General features: G+C 55.8%; 15 protein-coding genes. 5 read left to right on the top strand and 10 right to left on the bottom strand.

What is annotated here, in order from left to right:
* Positions 1–104 precede the first annotated feature (104 nt).
* The 3 genes from K5Y32_RS04185 to K5Y32_RS04175 form a co-directional block, all read right to left on the bottom strand.
* Entirely contained in the window at positions 105–1,766 is a 1,662-nt protein-coding gene (locus tag K5Y32_RS04185) for a methyl-accepting chemotaxis protein (RefSeq protein ID WP_192233601.1), read from the bottom strand.
* Between the two features lie 253 nt (positions 1,767–2,019).
* Positions 2,020–4,110, bottom strand: a complete 2,091-nt coding sequence (locus K5Y32_RS04180) for a bifunctional diguanylate cyclase/phosphodiesterase (protein WP_222181868.1) — start codon at positions 4,108–4,110, stop codon at positions 2,020–2,022.
* Positions 4,111–4,266: 156 nt separating this feature from the next.
* A complete protein-coding gene (locus tag K5Y32_RS04175; protein WP_222181867.1) occupies positions 4,267–6,369 on the bottom strand; it encodes a bifunctional diguanylate cyclase/phosphodiesterase in 2,103 nt (700 codons plus the stop codon).
* A 548-nt stretch (positions 6,370–6,917) separates the two neighbouring features.
* Between K5Y32_RS04175 and K5Y32_RS04170 the strand changes: the two genes are divergently transcribed.
* The 5 genes from K5Y32_RS04170 to K5Y32_RS04150 are packed head-to-tail and all read left to right on the top strand — an operon-like array spanning position 6,918 to position 12,140.
* Positions 6,918–7,487: a spore coat protein U domain-containing protein gene (locus tag K5Y32_RS04170; RefSeq protein ID WP_008103338.1), complete on the top strand. Its 570-nt coding sequence runs from the start codon at positions 6,918–6,920 to the stop codon at positions 7,485–7,487.
* Between the two features lie 26 nt (positions 7,488–7,513).
* Entirely contained in the window at positions 7,514–8,020 is a 507-nt protein-coding gene (locus K5Y32_RS04165; RefSeq protein ID WP_370634170.1) for a spore coat U domain-containing protein, read from the top strand.
* A 24-nt stretch (positions 8,021–8,044) separates the two neighbouring features.
* Entirely contained in the window at positions 8,045–8,743 is a 699-nt protein-coding gene (locus K5Y32_RS04160; protein ID WP_222182890.1) for a molecular chaperone, read from the top strand.
* Positions 8,743–11,178 carry a fimbria/pilus outer membrane usher protein gene (locus tag K5Y32_RS04155; RefSeq protein WP_255602366.1) on the top strand — a complete coding sequence of 812 codons (2,436 nt, stop codon included), beginning with the start codon at positions 8,743–8,745 and terminating at the stop codon, positions 11,176–11,178. Before K5Y32_RS04160 ends, K5Y32_RS04155 begins: the two co-directional genes overlap by 1 nt.
* A complete protein-coding gene (locus tag K5Y32_RS04150) occupies positions 11,175–12,140 on the top strand; it encodes a spore coat U domain-containing protein (RefSeq protein WP_222181864.1) in 966 nt (321 codons plus the stop codon). Before K5Y32_RS04155 ends, K5Y32_RS04150 begins: the two co-directional genes overlap by 4 nt.
* A gap of 224 nt (positions 12,141–12,364) precedes the next feature.
* Here K5Y32_RS04150 and K5Y32_RS04145 read toward each other — a convergent pair whose 3' ends face one another.
* From K5Y32_RS04145 to flhD, 7 genes are all read right to left on the bottom strand, one after another.
* Positions 12,365–14,044 (bottom strand): methyl-accepting chemotaxis protein, encoded by a 1,680-nt coding sequence (locus K5Y32_RS04145; RefSeq protein WP_222181863.1) that lies wholly within the window; start codon positions 14,042–14,044, stop codon positions 12,365–12,367.
* Positions 14,045–14,213: 169 nt separating this feature from the next.
* Entirely contained in the window at positions 14,214–14,711 is a 498-nt protein-coding gene (gene cheW, locus K5Y32_RS04140) for a chemotaxis protein CheW (protein WP_008102858.1), read from the bottom strand.
* Between the two features lie 22 nt (positions 14,712–14,733).
* Positions 14,734–16,704 (bottom strand): chemotaxis protein CheA, encoded by a 1,971-nt coding sequence (gene cheA, locus K5Y32_RS04135; protein WP_222182888.1) that lies wholly within the window; start codon positions 16,702–16,704, stop codon positions 14,734–14,736.
* A gap of 10 nt (positions 16,705–16,714) precedes the next feature.
* Positions 16,715–17,746, bottom strand: a complete 1,032-nt coding sequence (gene motB, locus K5Y32_RS04130; RefSeq protein WP_222181862.1) for a flagellar motor protein MotB — start codon at positions 17,744–17,746, stop codon at positions 16,715–16,717.
* Positions 17,743–18,630 (bottom strand): flagellar motor stator protein MotA, encoded by an 888-nt coding sequence (motA, locus tag K5Y32_RS04125; RefSeq protein ID WP_007891047.1) that lies wholly within the window; start codon positions 18,628–18,630, stop codon positions 17,743–17,745. Before motA ends, motB begins: the two co-directional genes overlap by 4 nt.
* Positions 18,631–18,762: 132 nt before the next feature.
* Positions 18,763–19,341: a flagellar transcriptional regulator FlhC gene (gene flhC / locus K5Y32_RS04120; protein WP_110865989.1), complete on the bottom strand. Its 579-nt coding sequence runs from the start codon at positions 19,339–19,341 to the stop codon at positions 18,763–18,765.
* Complete coding sequence (flhD, locus tag K5Y32_RS04115; RefSeq protein WP_008102850.1) at positions 19,341–19,691, bottom strand: flagellar transcriptional regulator FlhD; 351 nt, start codon at positions 19,689–19,691, stop codon at positions 19,341–19,343. The genes flhC and flhD overlap by 1 nt, the downstream gene beginning before the upstream one ends.
* Positions 19,692–20,583 lie beyond the last annotated feature (892 nt).

Raw genomic sequence — 20,583 nt, 5'->3', positions numbered from 1 at the left:
CCTCTCCCGCAGGCGGGAGAGGGAATTGATCGAGCTAACATATGGCAGCGTCTCCCTCTCCCGTTTACGGGAGAGGGCCGGGGTGAGGGGAAGCAACTCAGAACTCAAAACGTCTCCCAGTTACCCTCACTCACCGGCGCGGCAGCCGCTTTACGCGGTGCGCTGGCGATCTGGCGCACCGTGCTCGCCTTCGGTTGCGCCTGTGCGGCGCGCGGAATGCGGAACACCGATACCGACTGGCTCAGGCGGCTCGCCTGCTCTTCCAGTGATGCGGCGGCGGCGGCGGACTCTTCCACCAGCGAGGCGTTCTGCTGGGTGACGCGGTCCATCTCGGTCACCGCTTGTCCCACCTGATCGATACCACGGCTCTGCTCATCCGATGCCGAGGCGATTTCGCCCATAATATCGGTGACGCGCGTGACGGCGCCGACGATATCGTTCATGGTTTCTCCGGCGGTGCCGACCAGTTGCGAGCCGTTGTTGACGCGGTTCACCGAATCTTCGATCAAGCCTTTGATCTCTTTCGCCGCCTGCGCACTGCGCTGCGCCAGGTTGCGCACTTCACCAGCCACTACAGCAAAACCACGGCCCTGTTCACCGGCGCGTGCTGCTTCTACCGCCGCGTTCAGCGCCAGGATATTGGTCTGGAAGGCGATGCCATCGATCACGCTAATAATGTCGGCGATCTTCTTCGAGCTGCCGGCGATATCCTGCATGGTACGCACCACGCCATCGACCACCTCACCGCCTTTGCGCGCGGTATCGGATGCGCTCAGTGCCAGCTGTGACGCCTGACGCGCATTCTCGGCGTTCTGTTTCACCGTCGCGGTGAGCTGCTCCATGCTGGCCGCCGTCTGCTCCAGCGAGGCGGCCTGCTCTTCGGTACGCGCCGAAAGATCGTTATTCCCGGCGGCGATTTCGCTGGCACCGGTGAAAATCGCATCGGAACCGTCACGCACATTGCCCACGGTGCTGACCAGCGACTGCTGCATTTCATGCAGGCTTCCCGCCAGCTGGCTCATTTCATTGCGCCCTTCCACCACGATATTTTGTGTGAGATCGCCCGCGGCGATATGGCGAATATGCGCCAGCAGCTGATGCAGCGGCTGAATCAGCACGCTACGCAGGCCGAACCAGCAGCCCACGATCACCGCAATCACCACCAGCGCCACCGACGCCAGCAGCCACATCATGGTGTGGAAGGCGCGCTGATTCTGCGCCACGCCTTCTGCCGCCAATGTGCTTTGCTCAGTCCGCCACTCTTCGTAAGTGGCTTTCATCGCTACCTGTTTAGCTTCAATGTTCTGCGCAAACATGCCTTGCAGATCGTTGGCTTTCAGGCGATCCAGCATCGCTTTCAACCCGTCGTTGAAAGCGGCGTAGTTCGCTTCCAGCTTATCGCGCAACGCGTCTGGCAAGCCCGGCGTGGCCGGCAAGTCGTAGTAGCGTTGATAGTGGCCGGCAGCCACATTGAGCTGTTTTTCGGTCTGGGCGATTAAGGCACTCAGCTGACCGCCATTCGACTGCGCGGCCATGGTGCCCTGCATACGCAGCATGGCGCGGTTGAGTACGGTGCGGGTTTGGTTCAGTTCAATCCAGGCGTCTGACATCGCGCCAACGTTGTTAGAAGAGATCTGCGCTACCGCAAACGCCTCTTTATCTTTTTGTAAGGCGGACCAGAACAGGCCACCCGACAGTAATTGTAAAGCGCCAAACACCAGCAATACGGCGATTAAACTGGTCACTACATTGATTCGTTTTAACATGGGATCTCCAGGGATGCGTTTCGGCTCCCCCAGTTATCGACCGGCAAACTGAATTTTTCAGGGTGCTTAAGCTACTTTACGAATTAAAACTCTGCGTTTTAGCATGATTACAGTGTTTTATAACTAAAGAAATTAACAGTAAAAAAATGCGCCTTTACCGGAAGAGCGTTAAAGGCGCATTAAATGCGGGGGCGGGAGCAGGTTGTTACCTCTCTATAGCCTTATCCCGTTAGCGGGAGAAGGAATGAAGAGATTAAGACATGCGCTCCAGCTCCTGCTCTTCTGCATAAAAATTAGGCAGTTCGTCAATGCGCTCCGGCGGGACCGGTTTGCCCAACAAATAGCCCTGCAAGGTATCGCAGCCCAAACCGGTGAGGAACGCCTGCTGATCCTGAGTTTCTACTCCTTCAGCGACCACTTTCAGATGCAGCGACTGCGCCAGCGCGACAATGGCGGAGACGATGGTGGCATCTTCCGAATGCGCTTGCAGTTCATTAACAAAGGCGCGATCGATTTTCAGCTCGCTGGCCGGTAAACGCTTGAGATACAACAAGCTGGAATAGCCGGTACCAAAATCATCAATCGACGCCTTCACGCCCATGTTGGTGAGTTCGGTAAGAATACGCACGCTCTCTTCCGGATCGCGCATCGCCGTGGTTTCGGTCACTTCCAGCGTCAATAGCTCAGCCGGAATCTGGTGCTGCGCCAGCGCCTCGGTAACGGTTTCTACCAGGTTACTCTGCTCAAACTGAAGCGCCGACAGGTTGACCGCCACCGACCAGTGCGGATGGCCCTGCAGATGCCACGAACGCAGCTGGCGACAGGCTTCGTTGATCACCCAGTTACCGATGTTAATGATCATGCCGGTCTTTTCCGCCATCGGTAGGAAGGCGTCCGGTGCCAGCAGACCGCGTGAAGGATGCTGCCAGCGCAGCAGCGCTTCAAAGCCGAGGATCGGGCCGCTCGGCGCGCAGTATTTTGGCTGATAGAACAGGCGTAACTCTTCATTATCCAGCGCTTGCCACAGATCGTTATTCAGCTGTAATTGCGACTGCGCCAGCGTGTTCATCGACGGCTGGAAGAAGGTGTAACCGTTGCGGCCGTTGTTTTTGGTGTGATACATGGCGGCATCGGCGTTGAACATCAGCTCGCGCTCATCTTTGCCATCGCCGGGATAGACCGCAATACCGATACTCAGCGACACCACCAGCTCATAGCGCGAGATGTCGAACGGACGATCCACCGCTTTCACCAGCGTATCGGCGACCGCTGCGGCATCGTTGGGATCATCAATTTCCAGCAGCAGCACAAATTCATCGCCGCCCATGCGCGCCAGCGTGTAGTGCCCTTTCATCTGGTCGGTCATACGCTCGGTCACGCCAATCAGCAGGTTGTCGCCAACGTGGTGACCAAAAGCATCGTTCACCGCTTTAAAGCCGTCGAGATCCATAAACATCAGCGCAAACTGCGACTTCTCGCGGTTGGCTTTATTGATCGCTTGTTCAAGGCGATCTTCTAACAAAATGCGGTTAGGTAAGCGCGTCAGGTTATCGTGCAGCGCCAGCTGGGCCAGTTCGCGGTTGGCTTCCGCCAGCGAGTGGGCGAGGATCGACGTGCGCGCCTGCAAACGTGCATCCAACATCGAGACCAGCAAAGTAATGCCGAGGATTGCCAGCGTCACCACCGTCACCACCACCGCCAACCAGTTGCTGTTCACGCCCATGTGCGTCGCATGGCTGTGCATCGGGAAGTCGGCCGCCGCCATACCGGTGTAGTGCATACCGGCAATCGCGCAGCCCATTACCACCGATGCGCCTAAACGTAAGACGGTAACGCGGCCGTGGCCTTCGCGCAGGTTAAACGCCAGCCAGAGCGCGGCGCCTGAGGCCACCAGCGCAATCGCCACCGATGCCGCCACCCAACCCCAATTCCAGGTGATGCCGGGCGTAAACATCAGCGCCGCCATGCCAGTGTAATGCATGGCTACCACGCCGGACCCCAGCACCAAGGCACCGCCACACAGTCGCAGCCACGGCAAGGTTGGCGTGGCACACACCAGCCACAGCGCAAAAACCGAAGCTAAAACTGCCACCACCATGGAGGTGACGGTGAGCGTGGGATCGTAGCTCATTACCATATCGAGGCTCATCGACAACATACCAATGAAGTGCATCGCCCAGATGCCCACGCCCATAGCGAATCCACCGCCGAATAACCAAACCAGCGCTACCTTGCCAGTTGAGGAAGCCACGCGTCCTGCCATATCCAGCGCAGTAAATGAAGCCAGCATCGCCACCAGAATCGAGACGATGACGGTAAACGAGTCGTACGAAGTCACTAACATAGTGATTTCCCAAGTTAAAGCCGGTGTAAGTCAGCTGTGGTGTTATTGTTAAAAGTGAGATCTATTGGTTTTATTGTAGGAATTATCGGCAGAGTGCCTGCCGATCTGAGTTTTTGAACGATGAAACCTTCCGATGCGGAAGAAACTAAAAATTGTTTATTGCGCGCCCGCCAGTGGCACCACGTTACCGCTAAACGCCAGCGGCACCGTAAGCGCAGCGGTAAACTCACCGATGCGATCGGCTGGCGTGGGCTTGCCGAGTAGATAACCTTGCAGCGTGTCGAAGCCTAAACCGGTGAGTAAACGCTGCTGCTCCTCGGTTTCGACCCCTTCCGCCACCATGCGCAGGTTAAGCGTTTGTGCCAGCGTCAACATCGCAGTGACCACCGTGGCGTCTTCACTGCCAGCGCGCAAGCTGTTGATAAAGGCGCGGTCGATTTTCAGCTCGCTGGCTTCGAGATGTTTCAAATGCAGCAAGTTGGCGTAGCCGATGCCGAAGTTATCGATCGCCACTTTCACCCCGAGACGATGCAGTTCGGCAATGCGCTGCTGGCTGAACTGCGGATCGCGCATGGCGATGTTCTCGGTAATTTCCAGCATCAACGCTCCGTCAGGAATCTGATGGCGCTGCAACGCCTGACGTACGCTCTCAATCAAATCGCGCTGCTGGAACTGCAGAGCGGAGAGATTGACCGACACTGTCCAGTCGCCATTGCCTTCATCGTGCCACTGCTTGAGCTGGCGACAGGCTTCATTAATCACCCAGTTGCCCAGCGCGACAATTTGCCCGGTTTTCTCGGCGCGCGCCAGGAACGCATCTGGCATTAGCAGCCCGCGACGCGGATGTTGCCAGCGCAGCAGCGCCTCAAAGCCCATCAATACGGTGCCGCCCGCACGGAATTTTGGCTGATAGAATAGGCGCATCTCCTGATACTCCAGCGCGTTCCACAGATCGTTGGCTAGCTCCAGCTGATGCTGCGCCACCGCGCTCATCGCCGGTTCAAACAGGCACCAGCCGTTACGACCGCTGTGTTTGGTGTGATACATGGCGGAGTCGGCGTTGAACATCAGCTCCTGCTGGCTACGGCCGTGCAGCGGGAAGATGACAATGCCGACGCTTAAGGAGACGCGGAGCGAATAGCGATCGAGATCGAAAGGCGCATCAATGACCTGCACCAGCTGCTGCGCAAGTTTGGTGGCCTGATGGAGATGAAATTGCGGGCACAGCAGTACAAATTCATCACCGCCCAGACGCGCCAGCAGAATCTCTTCACTGAGTTCATCCCGCAAGCGATCGGCGACGGCAATCAATAAGCGGTCGCCGACGTGATGGCCCCATGTGTCGTTAATGGCTTTGAAACCATCGAGATCCATAAACATCAGCGCGAAGTTCTCATCCTGCAGCGTCGCCTGCTTAATCTCCGTGGTGAGTTGCTGCTCCAGCATCACGCGATTCGGCAGCGCGGTGAGGTTGTCGTGCAGCGCCAGCTGGCGCAGCTCGCTGTTGGCGCGCTTGAGCTTGGCGGCAAGACGCGCGGCGCGCAGTTGCGCATCCAGCATCGAGATCAGCAACATCAGCCCCAGAATACTCAGCGTGATAATCGTGACCCACACCGCCATTCCCTCTTCGCTGGCACCGTGATGTTGCATGTTCACCGGCATAACGAATTCTGCTGCCGCCATGCCGGTGTAATGCATGCCGGCAATCGCAATGCCCATCACCAGCGCCGCGCAGGCGCGCAGTAACAGCAGGCTTTCGCCCTGGCGCAGATGAAACGCCAGCCACAACGCCGCGCCCGATGCTGCGTAGGCAATCAGCACCGAGAGCGCCACCAGCAGCAGATTCCAGTTAATCGGGGTGGCGATCATCAGCGCGTTCATGCCGAGGTAGTGCATGACAATAATGCCGCTGCCCATAATCAGCGTGCCGCGCACTAAGCGGCGTCGGGTGAGATGGCTGCCTTGTACGCCCTGCGCGAAAGCGAAGATGGCGGTGACAATCGCCACCAGCAATGAGATGGCGGTGAGCTCGACGTCGTAGCGCATGGTCATCGGCATCATCATCGCCAGCATGCCAATAAAGTGCATCGCCCACACGCCGATGCCCATCGCGGTACCTCCGCCGATTAACCACAGTTTTGCCAGACAGCCGCGTGAAACGGCCACGCGCCCGGCAGTATCCAGCGCGGTAAAGGCGGCAATGAAGGCCACGATCAGTGAAACGGTAACCAGAACGCTATCCCAGGTAACCAGCAGCATGTGCGCTCCTAAACTCCACCCGCTGCGCAGCAGGTGCGGTGTCGTCAAATTAATACAAGGATGATAAAGCGCCGTTCATGGGCGATTAATGACCGCCTGCGGCGAAGTTCAACAAAAAGTCGTTCCAGACAAATCTGGAGTCATCGTGCGGATTTTTTTTATTTTCATCGTCAGTCTTTAAGAGAAAAATTAATAATATCTGATTAATGCACGAACATAACATTGAACCGAAGCGCGCGGTAGAGGGAGAAATCATCGGCTGTTTAGTTTTTTTAACTACCCGCTACCCCTTGTGAATACTGAGTTATCGGCGAAAAGTGTGAATTGATTAGGGAAAAATTGAACCCTCGGCGTACAAGTGCCGATTTGCTGATCTATAGTAAAGAAAACTGATATAAATCATTAATCCACCATCTAGGAATTTTCTTAGATGGCAGGCGCTTACGCTATCGGGCCGAATGCGGCTCTTGTTTGATTTCGGATGTATTTCCATAAATGTATGACCAGGTGAAAAAGCACTGACCTTGGATAATCAGTAAGGAATGATTATGAAACTCAAGCTTTTTCTTGTGGCTACTAGCCTAAGCGCCGCGCTTGCACCCACTGCTGTTTTTGCCGCCACCACAACGGGAACCATCAATGCTACGTTGACGCTGACCACGGGGTGTCTGGTGAACGGTCAATCTGCTACGACGGGGGTGAACTTCGGTACCCTGAACTTTGGTAGCAGCGCAGCCACCTTTGATACCCTCAACGCCACGCTGGTCGGCGCGTCGGGTAACGGTATTTTTGTCCGCTGCACCACCGGCCAAACCTTCAACGTGCAGGTCACCAGCAGTAATGCCGCTCCAGCGACCATTTACGGTACGGTCAGCGGCCAGCCGCGCTACCTGATCCTCGGATCCAACAATACGCAGGGCATCGCCTATACGCTGTATAGCGACGCCGCGTTTACGACTGCTATCGCCAACAACACGAATATTGCCGCCAGTGGCACCACGGATCCAACGCTCGGGACCAACTACGCCATATATGGTCGCGTGGTCGGCGGCGGCTTTAACCCGTTGATTCCGGCAGGAACATACACTGACACCATCAACGTGGCGGTGAATTACTGAGGGAAAGGATAATCAGGGAGGCCGTGGTGCAGCGGTTGGTGCACAGTGCAGGCGGCCTTGCCCTGCTGATAGGGAGCGTCTCCGCCTGGGGCTTGCCGACCGCAACGTTTCAGGTTTCAGCATCAGTAGTGGCAGGCTGTGTTGTCTCCGGTACCAATACCGGGGTATTTGGCACGCTTAATTTTGGTACCCAATCTGGCGTGGCCGCGAGCAGCGTCAGCGCCAGCTATGTGCAAAGCACCACCATCACGCTCGCCTGCACGCCGGGCACCGCCGTAAGTATGAGCATCAACGGCGGCAGTAATTACACCTCCACGCGCAATCTCAAACACACCACCAACACCAATACCGTGGCGTACAGCCTGTATACCAATGCGGCACACACCACGGCCATTCCGGTGAACAGCCCGATGGCGCTGAGCTACAGCAATGCCAACAACATCACTTTGCCGATTTACGGCTTATTAACGCTGCCTGGCCCCACGCGCGCCGGGACGTATACCGACACCTTAACCGTCACGCTGAGTTGGTGACGGCGTCAATAAGAAGGATGAATGATGATGAACCTGCGCGCCTTGATTCTGTTGTTATGTGTGGCACTAACGCCTGTGGTACAGGCCGCCAATTCACTGATGGTGTGGCCGATCGATCCGGCGATTGATCCGCAAGATAAAGCCAGCGAGCTGTGGCTGGAGAATCGTGGTAACGCCACCACCATGATGCAGGTGCGCATCTTCAGCTGGCAGCAGGTCAACGGTCAGGAGCAGTATCAAACCCAGCAGCAAGTGGTGGCGAGCCCGCCAATGGTGCGACTTGAGCCAGGGCAAAAGCAGCTGGTGCGTTTAATCAAGCAAACGCCACCCGAAGCCGGACGTGAAATGTCCTATCGCGTGGTATTGGATGAGATTCCTACGCCGCGCACGCCGGGTGAGAATCAGGCCGGACTGACTTTCCAGATGCGCTATTCGGTACCGCTGTTCATCTACGGCAACGGCGTCACGCGTGACACGGCAAAACCGCAGCTGAGCTGGCAGGAAGTAAACAGCGGCGGCAAACGCTGGCTGGAGCTGACCAATCGCGGTAACGGTCACGCGCGTTTGAGTAACGTCACCATTGGCGGACGCAAAATGGGCAATGGTTTATTTGGCTATGTGCTGGCCAACAGCAGTAATCGCTGGCCGTTAACCAACAGCGTGAGCGGTGAGCTGTCTGCAGACATGAATAAAGGTCACTGGAGCAGCGCTGCCGCGCGTTGATGACGTTAACGCCGCATCCCTGCGCGCTGGCCGTTGCCAGCGTGCTTTGTATCAGTCCGATGAGTAGCAGTGCGGAAACCTTCTCCGAACTGCCACCGCCGCCTGCGCTGGAGAATAACGCCAGCGGTCAACAATACATGTTGGAACTGGTGGTGAATCAGGGCGAACGGGGCGACATCGTACCGGTTGAACGTAAGAATGGCGATTTCTGGCTGCGACGCGGCGATCTGCAACGCGCCGGTATTCCGGCCGAGAAACTGCAAGGTCAGCAGATCGATGTCAATCAACTCAGCGGAGCGAAAGTGGAGTATGACGAACGACGCCAGCGCCTGTTATTGACGGTGCCACCCGCCTGGCTGCCGGGTCAAACCATTGGCCAGTTACAGAATGCACCGCGCTTTCCCGGTCGCGCCAGCAATGGCGCGCTGCTCAACTATGACTTTTACGCCACCCGTACCGATAACGCCGGTTCGCGCCTCTCCAGCTGGAACGAACTGCGCTTGTTTGGCCCGGCTGGTCAGTTTTCTACCAACGGCGTTTACGTGCAGCAACTGGAAGGTGGCGTTGCCGGTCAGCAGGAAGGCTATATCCGCTACGATACGTGGTTCAGTAATGAAAACGAGAACGCAGCGATCAGTTGGCGCGCCGGGGATTTGGTTACTGATGCGCTGAGCTGGAGCAACAGCGTGCGGCTGGGTGGCGTGCAGATTGGCCGCGACTTCAGCGTACGGCCGGATCTGGTGACCTATCCGCTGCCCGCCTTTTCCGGCCAGGCGGCAGTGCCCTCTTCGGTCGATCTGTTCATCAACGGTTATCGCAGCACACAGGCCGACGTGCAACCCGGTCCGTGGTCGCTGACTAACGTTCCTTTCGTCAACGGCGCAGGCGATGCGGTGATCACCACCACCGATGCGGTGGGCCGACAAGTCACCACCACGCTGCCGTTTTACGTCTCCAGCAGTTTGCTGAAAACCGGGTTATCCGATTACTCAGTTTCCGCCGGTGCAATTCGCGAAAATTACGGCATAAACAATTTTGATTACGGCGCGGCGGCGGCCAGCGTCTCTTATCGCTACGGGCTAAACGACTGGCTGACGCTGGAGAGCCATGCGGAAGGCAGCGACAGCGTGGCGATGGGCGGCGCGGGTGGATTGGTGAAGCTCGGCAGTTTTGGCGTGGTGAATGGCGCGCTGGCGCAGAGCCAGATGGACGGTAATCCCGGCACGCAATACAGCTGGGGCTATCAGTACAACAATAGTTGGTTCAGCCTGGGAACCCAGCACATCATTCGCAGCGTCGATTTCGGTAATCTCGCGCTGGTCGGCAGCCGTGGCGACAGCGCGAACACCAGTTACTCGCTGGCGCGACGCAGCGCGCAATACACCGCCAGCGTGTCGCTAAGTGACTACGGCAGCCTTGGCCTGGCTTATTTTGATATCTCCGGCGGCAACGGTGACCGCACCCGTTTATTAAATCTGTCGTGGAGTAAAAATCTGTGGGGCAACAGCAGCCTGTATATCTCCGCCAGCCGCGTTCAGGATCAGGGCAACTGGAGCGGCGCCATTTCGCTGATCATCCCTTTCGGCGAACAGAGCAGCGCCTCGGTAAGCACGGAACGCGATCAGGAGGGCAATAACAGCCAGCGTCTGTATGTGTCGCGCGCGATGCCAACCGACGGTGGCTTCTCCTGGGATGCGGCCTGGGCTAATCAGGGCAGCGACAGTGGCGATTATCGTCAGGCCAGTCTGCGTTATCGCAATAACAAAATTGATACCTCAGCCGGTTTCTACGGCGATAACGACAACACCACGCAATGGGCCGATTTTACCGGCTCGGTGGTATTGATGGATAACCGCGTGTTCGCTGCCAACGACATTAACGATGCCTTCGTGGTAGTGAAAACCGATTATCCGGATGTCACGGTGCGTTATGAGAACCAGACGATGGGCCGCACCGATAAACAAGGCTATCTGCTGGTGCCATCGATCAGCAGCTATTACGGCGCCAAATACGACATCAATACGCTGGACCTGCCCGCCGATCGCACCGCGCCGAAGGTTGAACAACGCTTTGCGGTGAAGCGTAAGAGCGGCTATCTGCTCAACTTCCCGGTGGAGCGTCTGCGCGCCGCCAGCGTGGTACTGCATGACAGCAATCATCAGCCGCTGCCGATTTCCAGCCAGGTGCTACGCCCGAATCAGGCCACCGAATATGTCGGCTGGGACGGCATTGTGTGGATGGAAGATCTCGGGGCTAATAACCCGATTCATGTGGTGACGCCAGATGGTCGCAGCTGCGATACGCAACTGGACATCGCCGACGGCCAGCCAAAAGCACTGGAAACCTACGGACCGCTTACCTGCCCGCTGCCACCGCCGCCGCAAGGCTCTGCGGTGAGCAGCGCGGATAATTCACCATCAGGGATTTCACCATGAGAAAGCTTCTGCTCCTGCTGGCGCTGTTTTTACTGCCGGGAACCAGCTATGCGTTGTGTAGCTTATCGGCCCCCGCCGCCACGTTCGGATCGGTTACCACGTTTTCCGTCGCTTCAACGGTGAATAACACCTCAAGCACCACTAACGTCAACTGCGGCTCGGGGACGCTTTCGCTGTTGGGCTCCGATAACATCACCTACGCTTTTAGCACCGCCTCAAACCTCAGCGGTACGCGCGCCGTGTTGAAAACCGCCAGCGGCGGCACCGATAACATTCCGATTCAGCTGTGTATCGACAGCGCCTGCGCCACCGAATTACAGCAGGGCGGCAGCTATCGCTGGAGTTCCGCCTCGCTGCTGGCACTGGGAAACACCCTCAATTTCAACATTCCGCTCTACTTCCGCACCGTACCCGGCCAGGTGATCGCCGCCGGCACCTATACCACCACCATTACCATTACCGTGAGTTATACGGTGTGCGCCGGGTTGAACGTGGCAGGATTGTGTGTGGGAACGGTGCAGTCCAGCACCGGTACGGCGATGCCGATGACCGTGAATCTGGTGGTTACCAATGATTGCACCACCATCACCGCGCCGAACGTCAGTTTCGGCAGTGCGCCGCTGGTAGGGACGTTCTCAACCGTGCAGCAGACGATTAACGTGGTGTGTTCAAAAGGCAGCACTTACACCGTGGGACTAAGCAACGGCAGCTACTACAGCGGAACCACGCGGCAGATGGCGAGCGGAACTAACCGTTTGGCGTATGATATTTACAAAGGCACTACCACGACTTCGCGCTGGGGGCCGACCGGCACCGATCGCTGGAGCAGCAACACCTCGACATCGCTGAATGTGGATACCGTGACGCGCAACTTTACCTATACGGCGCAGATTTTGACGACGCAGAATACGCCCGCGGCGGGGAATTATACTGATAGCGTGGTGGTGGATGTGTCGTTTTAAATGAATTCGCGCGCGCGGTTCCTCATCTCAGGCATCTGCCATCAGCGGGAGAGATGAAGCGCAGTATTCACTGTAAATGCGGCGGACGGTAGCCCCTACGCGAAAGGCTGGGGCAACAACGACATATCGACATGCGGTAAGCCTGTAAACGTAGCGGCCTTCCAGTAAATATTGGATGGCCGCAAATCAGATGCCGCAACTCTATTTTATACGAACGCCGAAACTTAAAACGTCTCCCAGTTACCCTCTCCCGCCGCAGCGGTCAGCGCTTTACGCGGTGCGCCGAGCGTGGGTGGGTCGATCTGTGGATGACGCACGCCGCTTCTGGTCTGCGGCTGCGCGTGTGTCGCGCGCGGTACGCGGAACACCGCCACCGACTGGCTCAGGCGACTCGCCTGCTCTTCCAGTGAAGCCGCCGCCGCCGCAGACTCTTCCACCAGCGAGGCGTTCTGCTGCGTCACGCGATCCATCTCCGTCACCGCCTGGCCAACCTGATCAATTCCACGGCTCTGCTCATCCGACGCCGAGGCAATTTCGCCCATGATGTCGGTGACGCGCGTGACCGCATTAACGATATCGCTCATGGTCTCGCCAGCGGTGCCGACCAGTTCAGATCCGCTGTTGACGCGGCTGACGGAATCTTCAATCAGCCCTTTAATCTCTTTCGCCGCCTGCGCACTGCGCTGGGCCAGATTACGGACTTCACCCGCGACCACCGCAAATCCACGGCCCTGTTCACCGGCGCGCGCCGCTTCTACCGCCGCATTCAGTGCCAGAATATTGGTCTGGAAAGCAATGCCGTCGATCACGCTGGTGATGTCGGCGATCTTCTTCGAACTGCCGGCGATGTCGCTCATAGTGCGCACCACGCCTTGCACCACGTCACCGCCCTTCTGCGCGGTTTCGGAAGCACTCAACGCCAGCTGCGACGCCTGACGCGCGTTTTCGGCGTTCTGCTTCACGGTGGCGGTCAGCTGTTCCATGCTGGCGGCGGTCTGCTCCAGTGAAGCCGCCTGCTCTTCGGTACGTGCCGAGAGATCGTTGTTGCCCGCAGAGATTTCGCTCGCTCCGGTAAAAATGGCGTCCGAACCGTCACGCACATCACTTACCGTGCGCACCAGCGACTGCTGCATCTCATGCAGGCTTTCCGCCAGCTGACTCATTTCATTGCGTCCCTCGACCGCGATGCTCTGCGTCAAATCGCCCTGCGCAATGTGCTGAATATGCTGAATGTTGTCGTTCAGCGGCTTGATGAGGATTTTGCGCATGCCGAACCAGCACAGCACAATCACCGCCACCACAATCGCCAATACCGCCGTCAACAGCCAGATCATGTGATCGTAGGCTGAGCTGTTGGCTTCGACGCCCGCCGCGGTCAGGCGATCCTGATCGGCACGCCATTGGCGATACTCTTTCAGGAAGGCATTTTGACTCGGCGCAACCGGCACTTTAGCCGCCTGATCGAGATCTTTTGCCACCAGCGCATCCTGCATCTGGCCCAGCGCGCTGGCATAGGCGGTATAGGTTTGATCGAGACGTTTGTTGAGCGCGGCATCCTGTCCCGGCGTGTCCGGCGTAGCTTTAAACAGCTGGTAGTTATCGGCGGCCTCTTTCTGGAAGGCTTTGCTGTCGCCATACAAACCGGCGATATCCGCTTCGGTACCGGTCAGTTTGCTGGTTGCCATGCGCAGCTGAATGCGGGTTAACACCACACGGCTCTGATTGAGGCTCATATAGGCGTCGTTGATGGCGGCGGTGTTTTTGCTCGCCAGTTGTGAAACGTTAAAACTGTTTTTGTCATCGCTCAGCGCTTTGAAAAACAGTGAGCCGGATGCCAGCTGTAAAAAGCCAAACACCAACAACACCAGCAATAAGCTGGTGACAACGCGGATTCTCGTAAACATAGTTTGCCCTGGAAAATGAAGAAAATATCGTACCGATCAGTTATCGACCAAAGGCGGAGAAGATTGAGGGATATTACAACGATTTTTCGCGGCTTTATTGTTGATTTGTAAGGAATTAATTAACGCAGGTGATGATAACGGGCCGCAGCAGCGCGGCCCGTTGCGGGAATTATGCGGTACGCAGGTTGTCCACCAGCGCCATCTCTTCGCTGCTCAGCAGCTTTTCGATGTCGACCAGAATCAGCATGCGTTCACCCAGCGCGCCGAGACCGGTCAGGTACTCGGTGGACATGGTGACCGCGAACTCCGGTGAAGGACGAATCTGCTCTTGCGTCAGCGACAGCACGTCAGAAACGCCATCAACGACGATGCCCACCACGCGATGCTCAAGATTCAGCACGATCACCACGGTGTTCTCGTTGTACACCACATCCGGCTGCGAGAACTTCACGCGCAGGTCGATGATCGGCACGATCACGCCACGCAGGTTGGTGACGCCTTTGATGAATTCCGGCGTGTTGGCGATGCGGGTTACCTGATCGTAACCGCGAATCTCCTGCACTTTCAGAATGTCGATGCCGTACTCTTCGTCACCCAGTGTGAAAACTAAGAATTCCTGGCCCACGGTTTCGCCAGCGATTTTGGTCACGGTTGCCATGTCAGTCATTTTTTTACCCTTTCGTTATCTATTACGCTGCGGCACCGGCCACACGCTTTTCACGGTTCAACGATTGCAGTGCTGAGACATCCACAATCAGCGCCACGCTACCATCGCCCAAAATGGTGGCGGCAGAGATGCCCGGCACTTTGCGATAGTTGCTTTCAAGGTTTTTCACTACCACCTGATGCTGACCAATCAGCTGATCGACCAGCAGCGCATAGCGACGGCCTGCGCTTTGCAGAATCACCACAATGCCTTGCGTGGCGTCGGTTTTGGCGTTCTGCACCTCAAACACATTCCACAGTTCTACCAGCGGCAGATATTCGCCACGCACTTCCAGCACGCGCTCGCCACCGGCCAGCGGTTTCAGCTCTTCTGCGGTTGGCTGCAGCGATTCCATTACCGCGTTGAGCGGCAGAATGAACACTTCGTTAGCGACGCGTACTGACATGCCGTCGAGGATCGCCAGCGTCAGCGGCAGCAGGATGCGAATGGTGGTGCCCTTGCCCTGCTTCGAGGAGATTTCGACGTGACCGCCCATCTCCTGAATATTCCGTTTCACCACGTCCATGCCCACGCCACGTCCCGACACGTCGGTGACCTGCTCAGCGGTGGAGAAGCCCGGCGCGAAGATCAGCATGCCGACTTCTTCATCGCTCATGCTGTCGCTGACCGGCAGGCCGGACGACAGCGCTTTAGCCAGAATACGTTCGCGGTTCAGACCGGCACCGTCATCGATCACTTCGATGCAGATGTTGCCGCCCTGATGTTCCGCCGACAGCGTCAGGTTGCCGACGGCGGTTTTATTCGCGGCCAGACGTTTTTCCGGGGTTTCGATGCCGTGATCGAGGCTGTTACGCACCAGATGCGTTAACGGATCGATGATGCGTTCAATCAGGCTCTTATCCAGTTCGGTTGAGCTGCCGAGTAGCGTCAGTTCCACTTCTTTGCCCAGCTTGCTGGCCAGATCGCGTACCAGACGCGGGAAGCGGCTGAAGACATACTCCATCGGCATCATACGAATCGACATCACCGATTCCTGCAGATCGCGGGCGTTACGCTCCAGCTGACCCATGCTGTTAAGCAGGTCGCCGTGCGCTACCGGATCCAGCGCGCCGGAGCGCTGCGCCAGCATCGATTGGGTGATCACCAGCTCGCCAACCAGGTTAATCAGCTGGTCAACTTTCTCAACGGCAACACGGATGCTGCTGGATTCGCTGCCTTTGGCCGGTGCGGCGGCACGTTTAGGTTCGCGCTTCACCGCTGGCGTGATATCGGTGACGGTGGCGGTTTGCACCGGTTCAGCAGCTACTTCAGCAATCGGGGCGTCGGCAACGGCCGCCGTGCCTGTCGGGAAGTGAATCTGTGCTTCATCCAGCACAAAACAGAGCACCGCGACGATGTCATCTTTGCCGACGCCATCAATGGTAACTTCCAGCGAATTGGCGCCTTTCACCACGTTGCTGACGGTACCGAGATTGCCGAGCTCCTCCAGCATCAGCTCCGGCTCTTTCTCTTTCAGGTCAACCAGTTGCAGGCGCAGACCTGCGGCTGCCGCCGGTGCTGCGATCTCAACCACTTCGGCGACTTTGGGCGCTTCAGGCGCAATGCCTTTCGCTTCCAGTGCCAGCTGACGCAGCGCTTCGCAGATGTATTTAAAGCTTTCTGCATTCGGCTCCTGCGCCGTTTTATAGGCATCGAGCTGTTCTTGCATAATATCTTTGGTTTCCAAAAACAGGTTGATGATATCGGTGCTGAGCTGCATCTCGCCGCGGCGCGCACCATCCAGAATGTTTTCCAGGATGTGGGTGGTTTCCTGTAAAACCGTAAAGCCAAACGTACCGGCTCCGCCCTTGATGGAGTGGGCGGCGCGGAAGATGGCATTCAACTGCTCGGAATCGGGCTCCTGGGGATCAAGTCCCAACAGGTGTTGCTCCATATCCGCTAACAGCTCATCGGCTTCATCGAAAAACGTCTGGTAAAAATCGCTGATGTCCATGCTCACGGGATCACCTCGGCTGTGAGGGTTGGTCTGGTGTCACCGCGCTCGCCGTGGGCGTCGCCGCTGCCGCAGGGGCCGTTGCAGCAGCCGGCGCAGCCGGTGTTGCAGTGGAACCTGTTGGGGCAGCCGACGCAGCCGGTACAGCGGGTGCGGTAATGTTGGGAATCATTTGCGCCGGGTCGCTCACCTGAACGGCATCGCTCTCGGCATTCTCTTTTTCAATCGCCGCTTCGGTGTCGTGATTCAACACCAGCAGGCTAATGCGGCGGTTGACTGCATCATTAGCACCACGGTTTTTCAGCTTCATGGTGTCGGCCATACCGACCACACGCAGCATTTTGGCGCCGTCGAGGCCACCAATCACCAGCTCGCGCCGTGAGGCATTGGCACGATCCGCCGACAGTTCCCAGTTGCTGTAGCCACGATCGCCGTTGGCATACTGGAAATCATCGGTGTGACCCGCGAGGCTGATTTTGTTCGGAATATCATTCAGCACCGGCGCGATAGTGCGCAGGATATCGCGCATGTAAGGCTCCACGTCCGCGCTGCCGGTTTTAAACATCGGGCGGTTCTGGCTATCGATAATCTGAATGCGCAGTCCCTCTTCGACCATGTTGATGATCAGATGCGGACGCAGCGCTTTCAGACGCGGGTCGGCTTCAATCAGCTGGTCGAGCTTTTCACGCAGGCGATTCAGGCGGATCTCCTCCAGCTTCTTCTTCTGCGCATCCATATCGACAATCTTCTTCACTTCACCTTTCTGCTGCGTCGGATCATCGCCGCCGCCGGGGATCGGACTTTCGCTGTCGCTGCTTCGCTGACCGCCGGTCAACGCCACTTTCAGCGGCGTTTTAAAGTATTCCGCAATCTGGACCAACTCTTTGGGGCTGGAGATGGAGAGCAACCACATCACCATAAAGAACGCCATCATCGCCGTCATAAAGTCGGCATAGGCAATCTTCCACGAACCGTGGCTCCCATGGTGACCTTTATGTTTGCGCTTTTTAACCAGCACAATGGGGCGATTGCCTGCTTTCATGAATTCTCATCCGAAGTTTGTTTCGCCGGGTTCTTGGCGTTACGCACGTGCTCTTCCAGCTCCGAGAACGACGGACGTTCAGCGGAGTAAAGCGTTTTACGACCAAATTCCACCGCGATTTGCGGGGCGTAACCGTTGAGGCTGGAGAGCAACGTCACCTTCACGCACTGCATCATCTTGGTGGTTTCGGCACATTTCTGACGCAGCACCGACGCCAGCGGAGAGATAAAGCCGTAGGCCAGTAAAATTCCGAGGAAGGTACCGACCATCGCATGGGCCACTAACGCACCCAGTTCGGCCGCCGGACGGTCGGCTGACGCCAGTGCGTGCACCACGCCCATTACCGCCGCGACAATACCGAAAGCCGGTAAGCCATCACCCACCGCCGAGATACTTTGCGCGGGGACTTCACACTCGTGCTCGTAGGTCTCAATCTCTTCATCCATCAACGCTTCAATTTCGAAGGCGTTCATATTTCCGCTGACCATCAAACGCAAATAATCGGTAATAAAATCGACTAACTGTTTATCGGACAAAATACGCGGATAGTTAGCGAAAATTTCACTCTGGCTGGGATCTTCAATGTCACGTTCTAATGACAACATGCCTTGCTGACGGGATTTCGCCATCAGGCGATAAAGCAGCGCCATTAAATCCATGTATACGGCTTTGTTATATTTCGAGCCGCGCATTAACAATGGCAGCGCTTTTAATGTTTTCTTAATCGATTTGCCATTATTGCCGACTAAAAAGGCACCAATACCGGCACCGCCGATAATGATCAGCTCCGCCGGTTGATAAAGCGCGCCTAAATGTCCGCCGACCATCGCGTAGCCGCCCAACACGGAGCCGACGACCACGATATAACCCAGAATTATCAGCACAAAAAATCCTTACGTCCGTAACGTGTTGATGGAAGTTAAGCCAGAGAGCCGCAGGTGTTATTCGTTTATCGCAGGCAAAAAAAAAGCAGCGGTATTAACCGCTGCTGGATGTTTTCCACGATGCGAACAAACTTAAACGGCGCGTTTAACCTGTTCATCCAGCAGTTGTGGAAAGGTATCGGCAGAATCTGCAGAAAGTTTACGTCTTTTTACGGCACGTGATGGCGGCTGGCACAGGCTGCAGACAAAGCTGCCGATGGGCTGATGAGCGTGGTTAATAAAGCTTCCACCACAGCACTTACAGTCAGACAGTTCCAGCATGCCACTTTCAACGAATCGCACCAGGGTCCATGCACGCGTTAGCGCCAACAGCGGGCCCTCGTCCGATTGCGGACACTGCTCAAGATACAAGCGATAAGCTTTGATTACCGCTTCAACGCCACTGTTCAAGCCGGTTTTCAGCAAGAACTGCCAGGCGTTACAGAACATAGAAGAGTGGATATTTTGTTCCCAGGTCATGAACCAATCGGTAGAGAATGGCAGCATACCTTTCGGTGGTGGCGCACCACGCAACTCTTTATAGAGTTTAATCAGGCGACCACGGCTCAGCTGAGTTTCACTCTCCAGCATTTGCAGTCGTGCGCCCAATGTAATCAGCTCCATGGCCAGCTGAATATCACGCGCTTCCTGAACAATACTTTTTTCGGTCATTAAACGGCCCTCTTCTTCGCAGAGACGTCATCTTTAGACGCATTTCGCAGGAGACGGCTGGATAATAAAATACCGGTGTGGATTTGCTGTAAGTCATCCACACGTGACTCTTGAGTCAGGCGATTAATATGGTTGTGATCGGTAAATCGGAACTGGCAAACCAGTTGGTTGGTTTCCGCTAATTTTACCATCTCAGGTAAAGTTAATTGCGACAATGCATCCGCCATCGATTCATCGATGCCTAAACGAAACATTGCTGAAGCTTTTTCCTGGTTAATTAAACGCTGAGCAAGAAGCAAATATGACAGATTGATGTCATATATATGTTTTAGTAATTCTGATGTACCCATTTTTTTCCATCCTGATAGACGCGACACATATACGGCCACAGAATTAAATTGTTCTATGGTTCGGGCTGCTGGTTGGTAAATCTAAAGATGGCAAAAAATAATCAGGCTTGAGCCAACGTGCTCCTGACTGTTGCACTTTTCGTCAGGACACTGATCTGTAGTAATCAAAACTCCAGGCCATTCTTTGCTTGAGTTGTAACCATCTTCCGTGACGTCTGCTTACAGTTTTTTAAGACTAATCTGAAAACAAGGCAAATCTATATTGTCTGATTTCGACATACAACGTGAGTGGCGCGAAATTTTAGATAAAGTGTGATCCACGTCACACTTTTAAGGCAAATTTTTTCTCTAAACCTTCAGCATCGCTTTTCTGTTGTCCATTTTTTGCGCGATTTATGATTATTTCCTTAATATTTTGCTGAAGTAAGGCGGATTTTAGGCTGTGCGGAAGATTGTCATTACAACGCGATCACTTATCTGTTCTATGGCAATTAGGGTGCTATAACACGCCATATTAAGGATTATATGCAGCATAATACTCTGAATTAGCACGAAACTATTCGCTTCTAAATTAATCACTTACAGGGAATATTGCCCATGTGCCGTAAAGCGAGACGCTAGCGAAGCGTGAAGTCTGGGCGCAGAGCGCCAGGGAACTGTTAGTGGATTGTAGGGAGTGTTTAGCGCATGGCAGGGGATGTAACAGGGCGTTACATTAGAGAAATGAATGAATAGGCATTTTTCGGTTTGCTCCACGATGACTATCGGCGCACCACCTGGGATCTTTAGGGTTGCGAGGAAAAAAAGCTCTTTTTGCCTTTCGCTTGTGTGCTTTTTAACCAAATCGTGCGCTTTTTGCTGATGAGTCAGCGCATTAGCGCTTTAAGAAATG

Source organism: Pantoea sp. DY-15 (assembly GCF_019795935.1).
Lineage (GTDB): Bacteria > Pseudomonadota > Gammaproteobacteria > Enterobacterales > Enterobacteriaceae > Pantoea > Pantoea leporis.
Note: the sequence above shows the minus strand (reverse complement) of the source record. Positions and strands in the feature narration are given on the sequence as shown.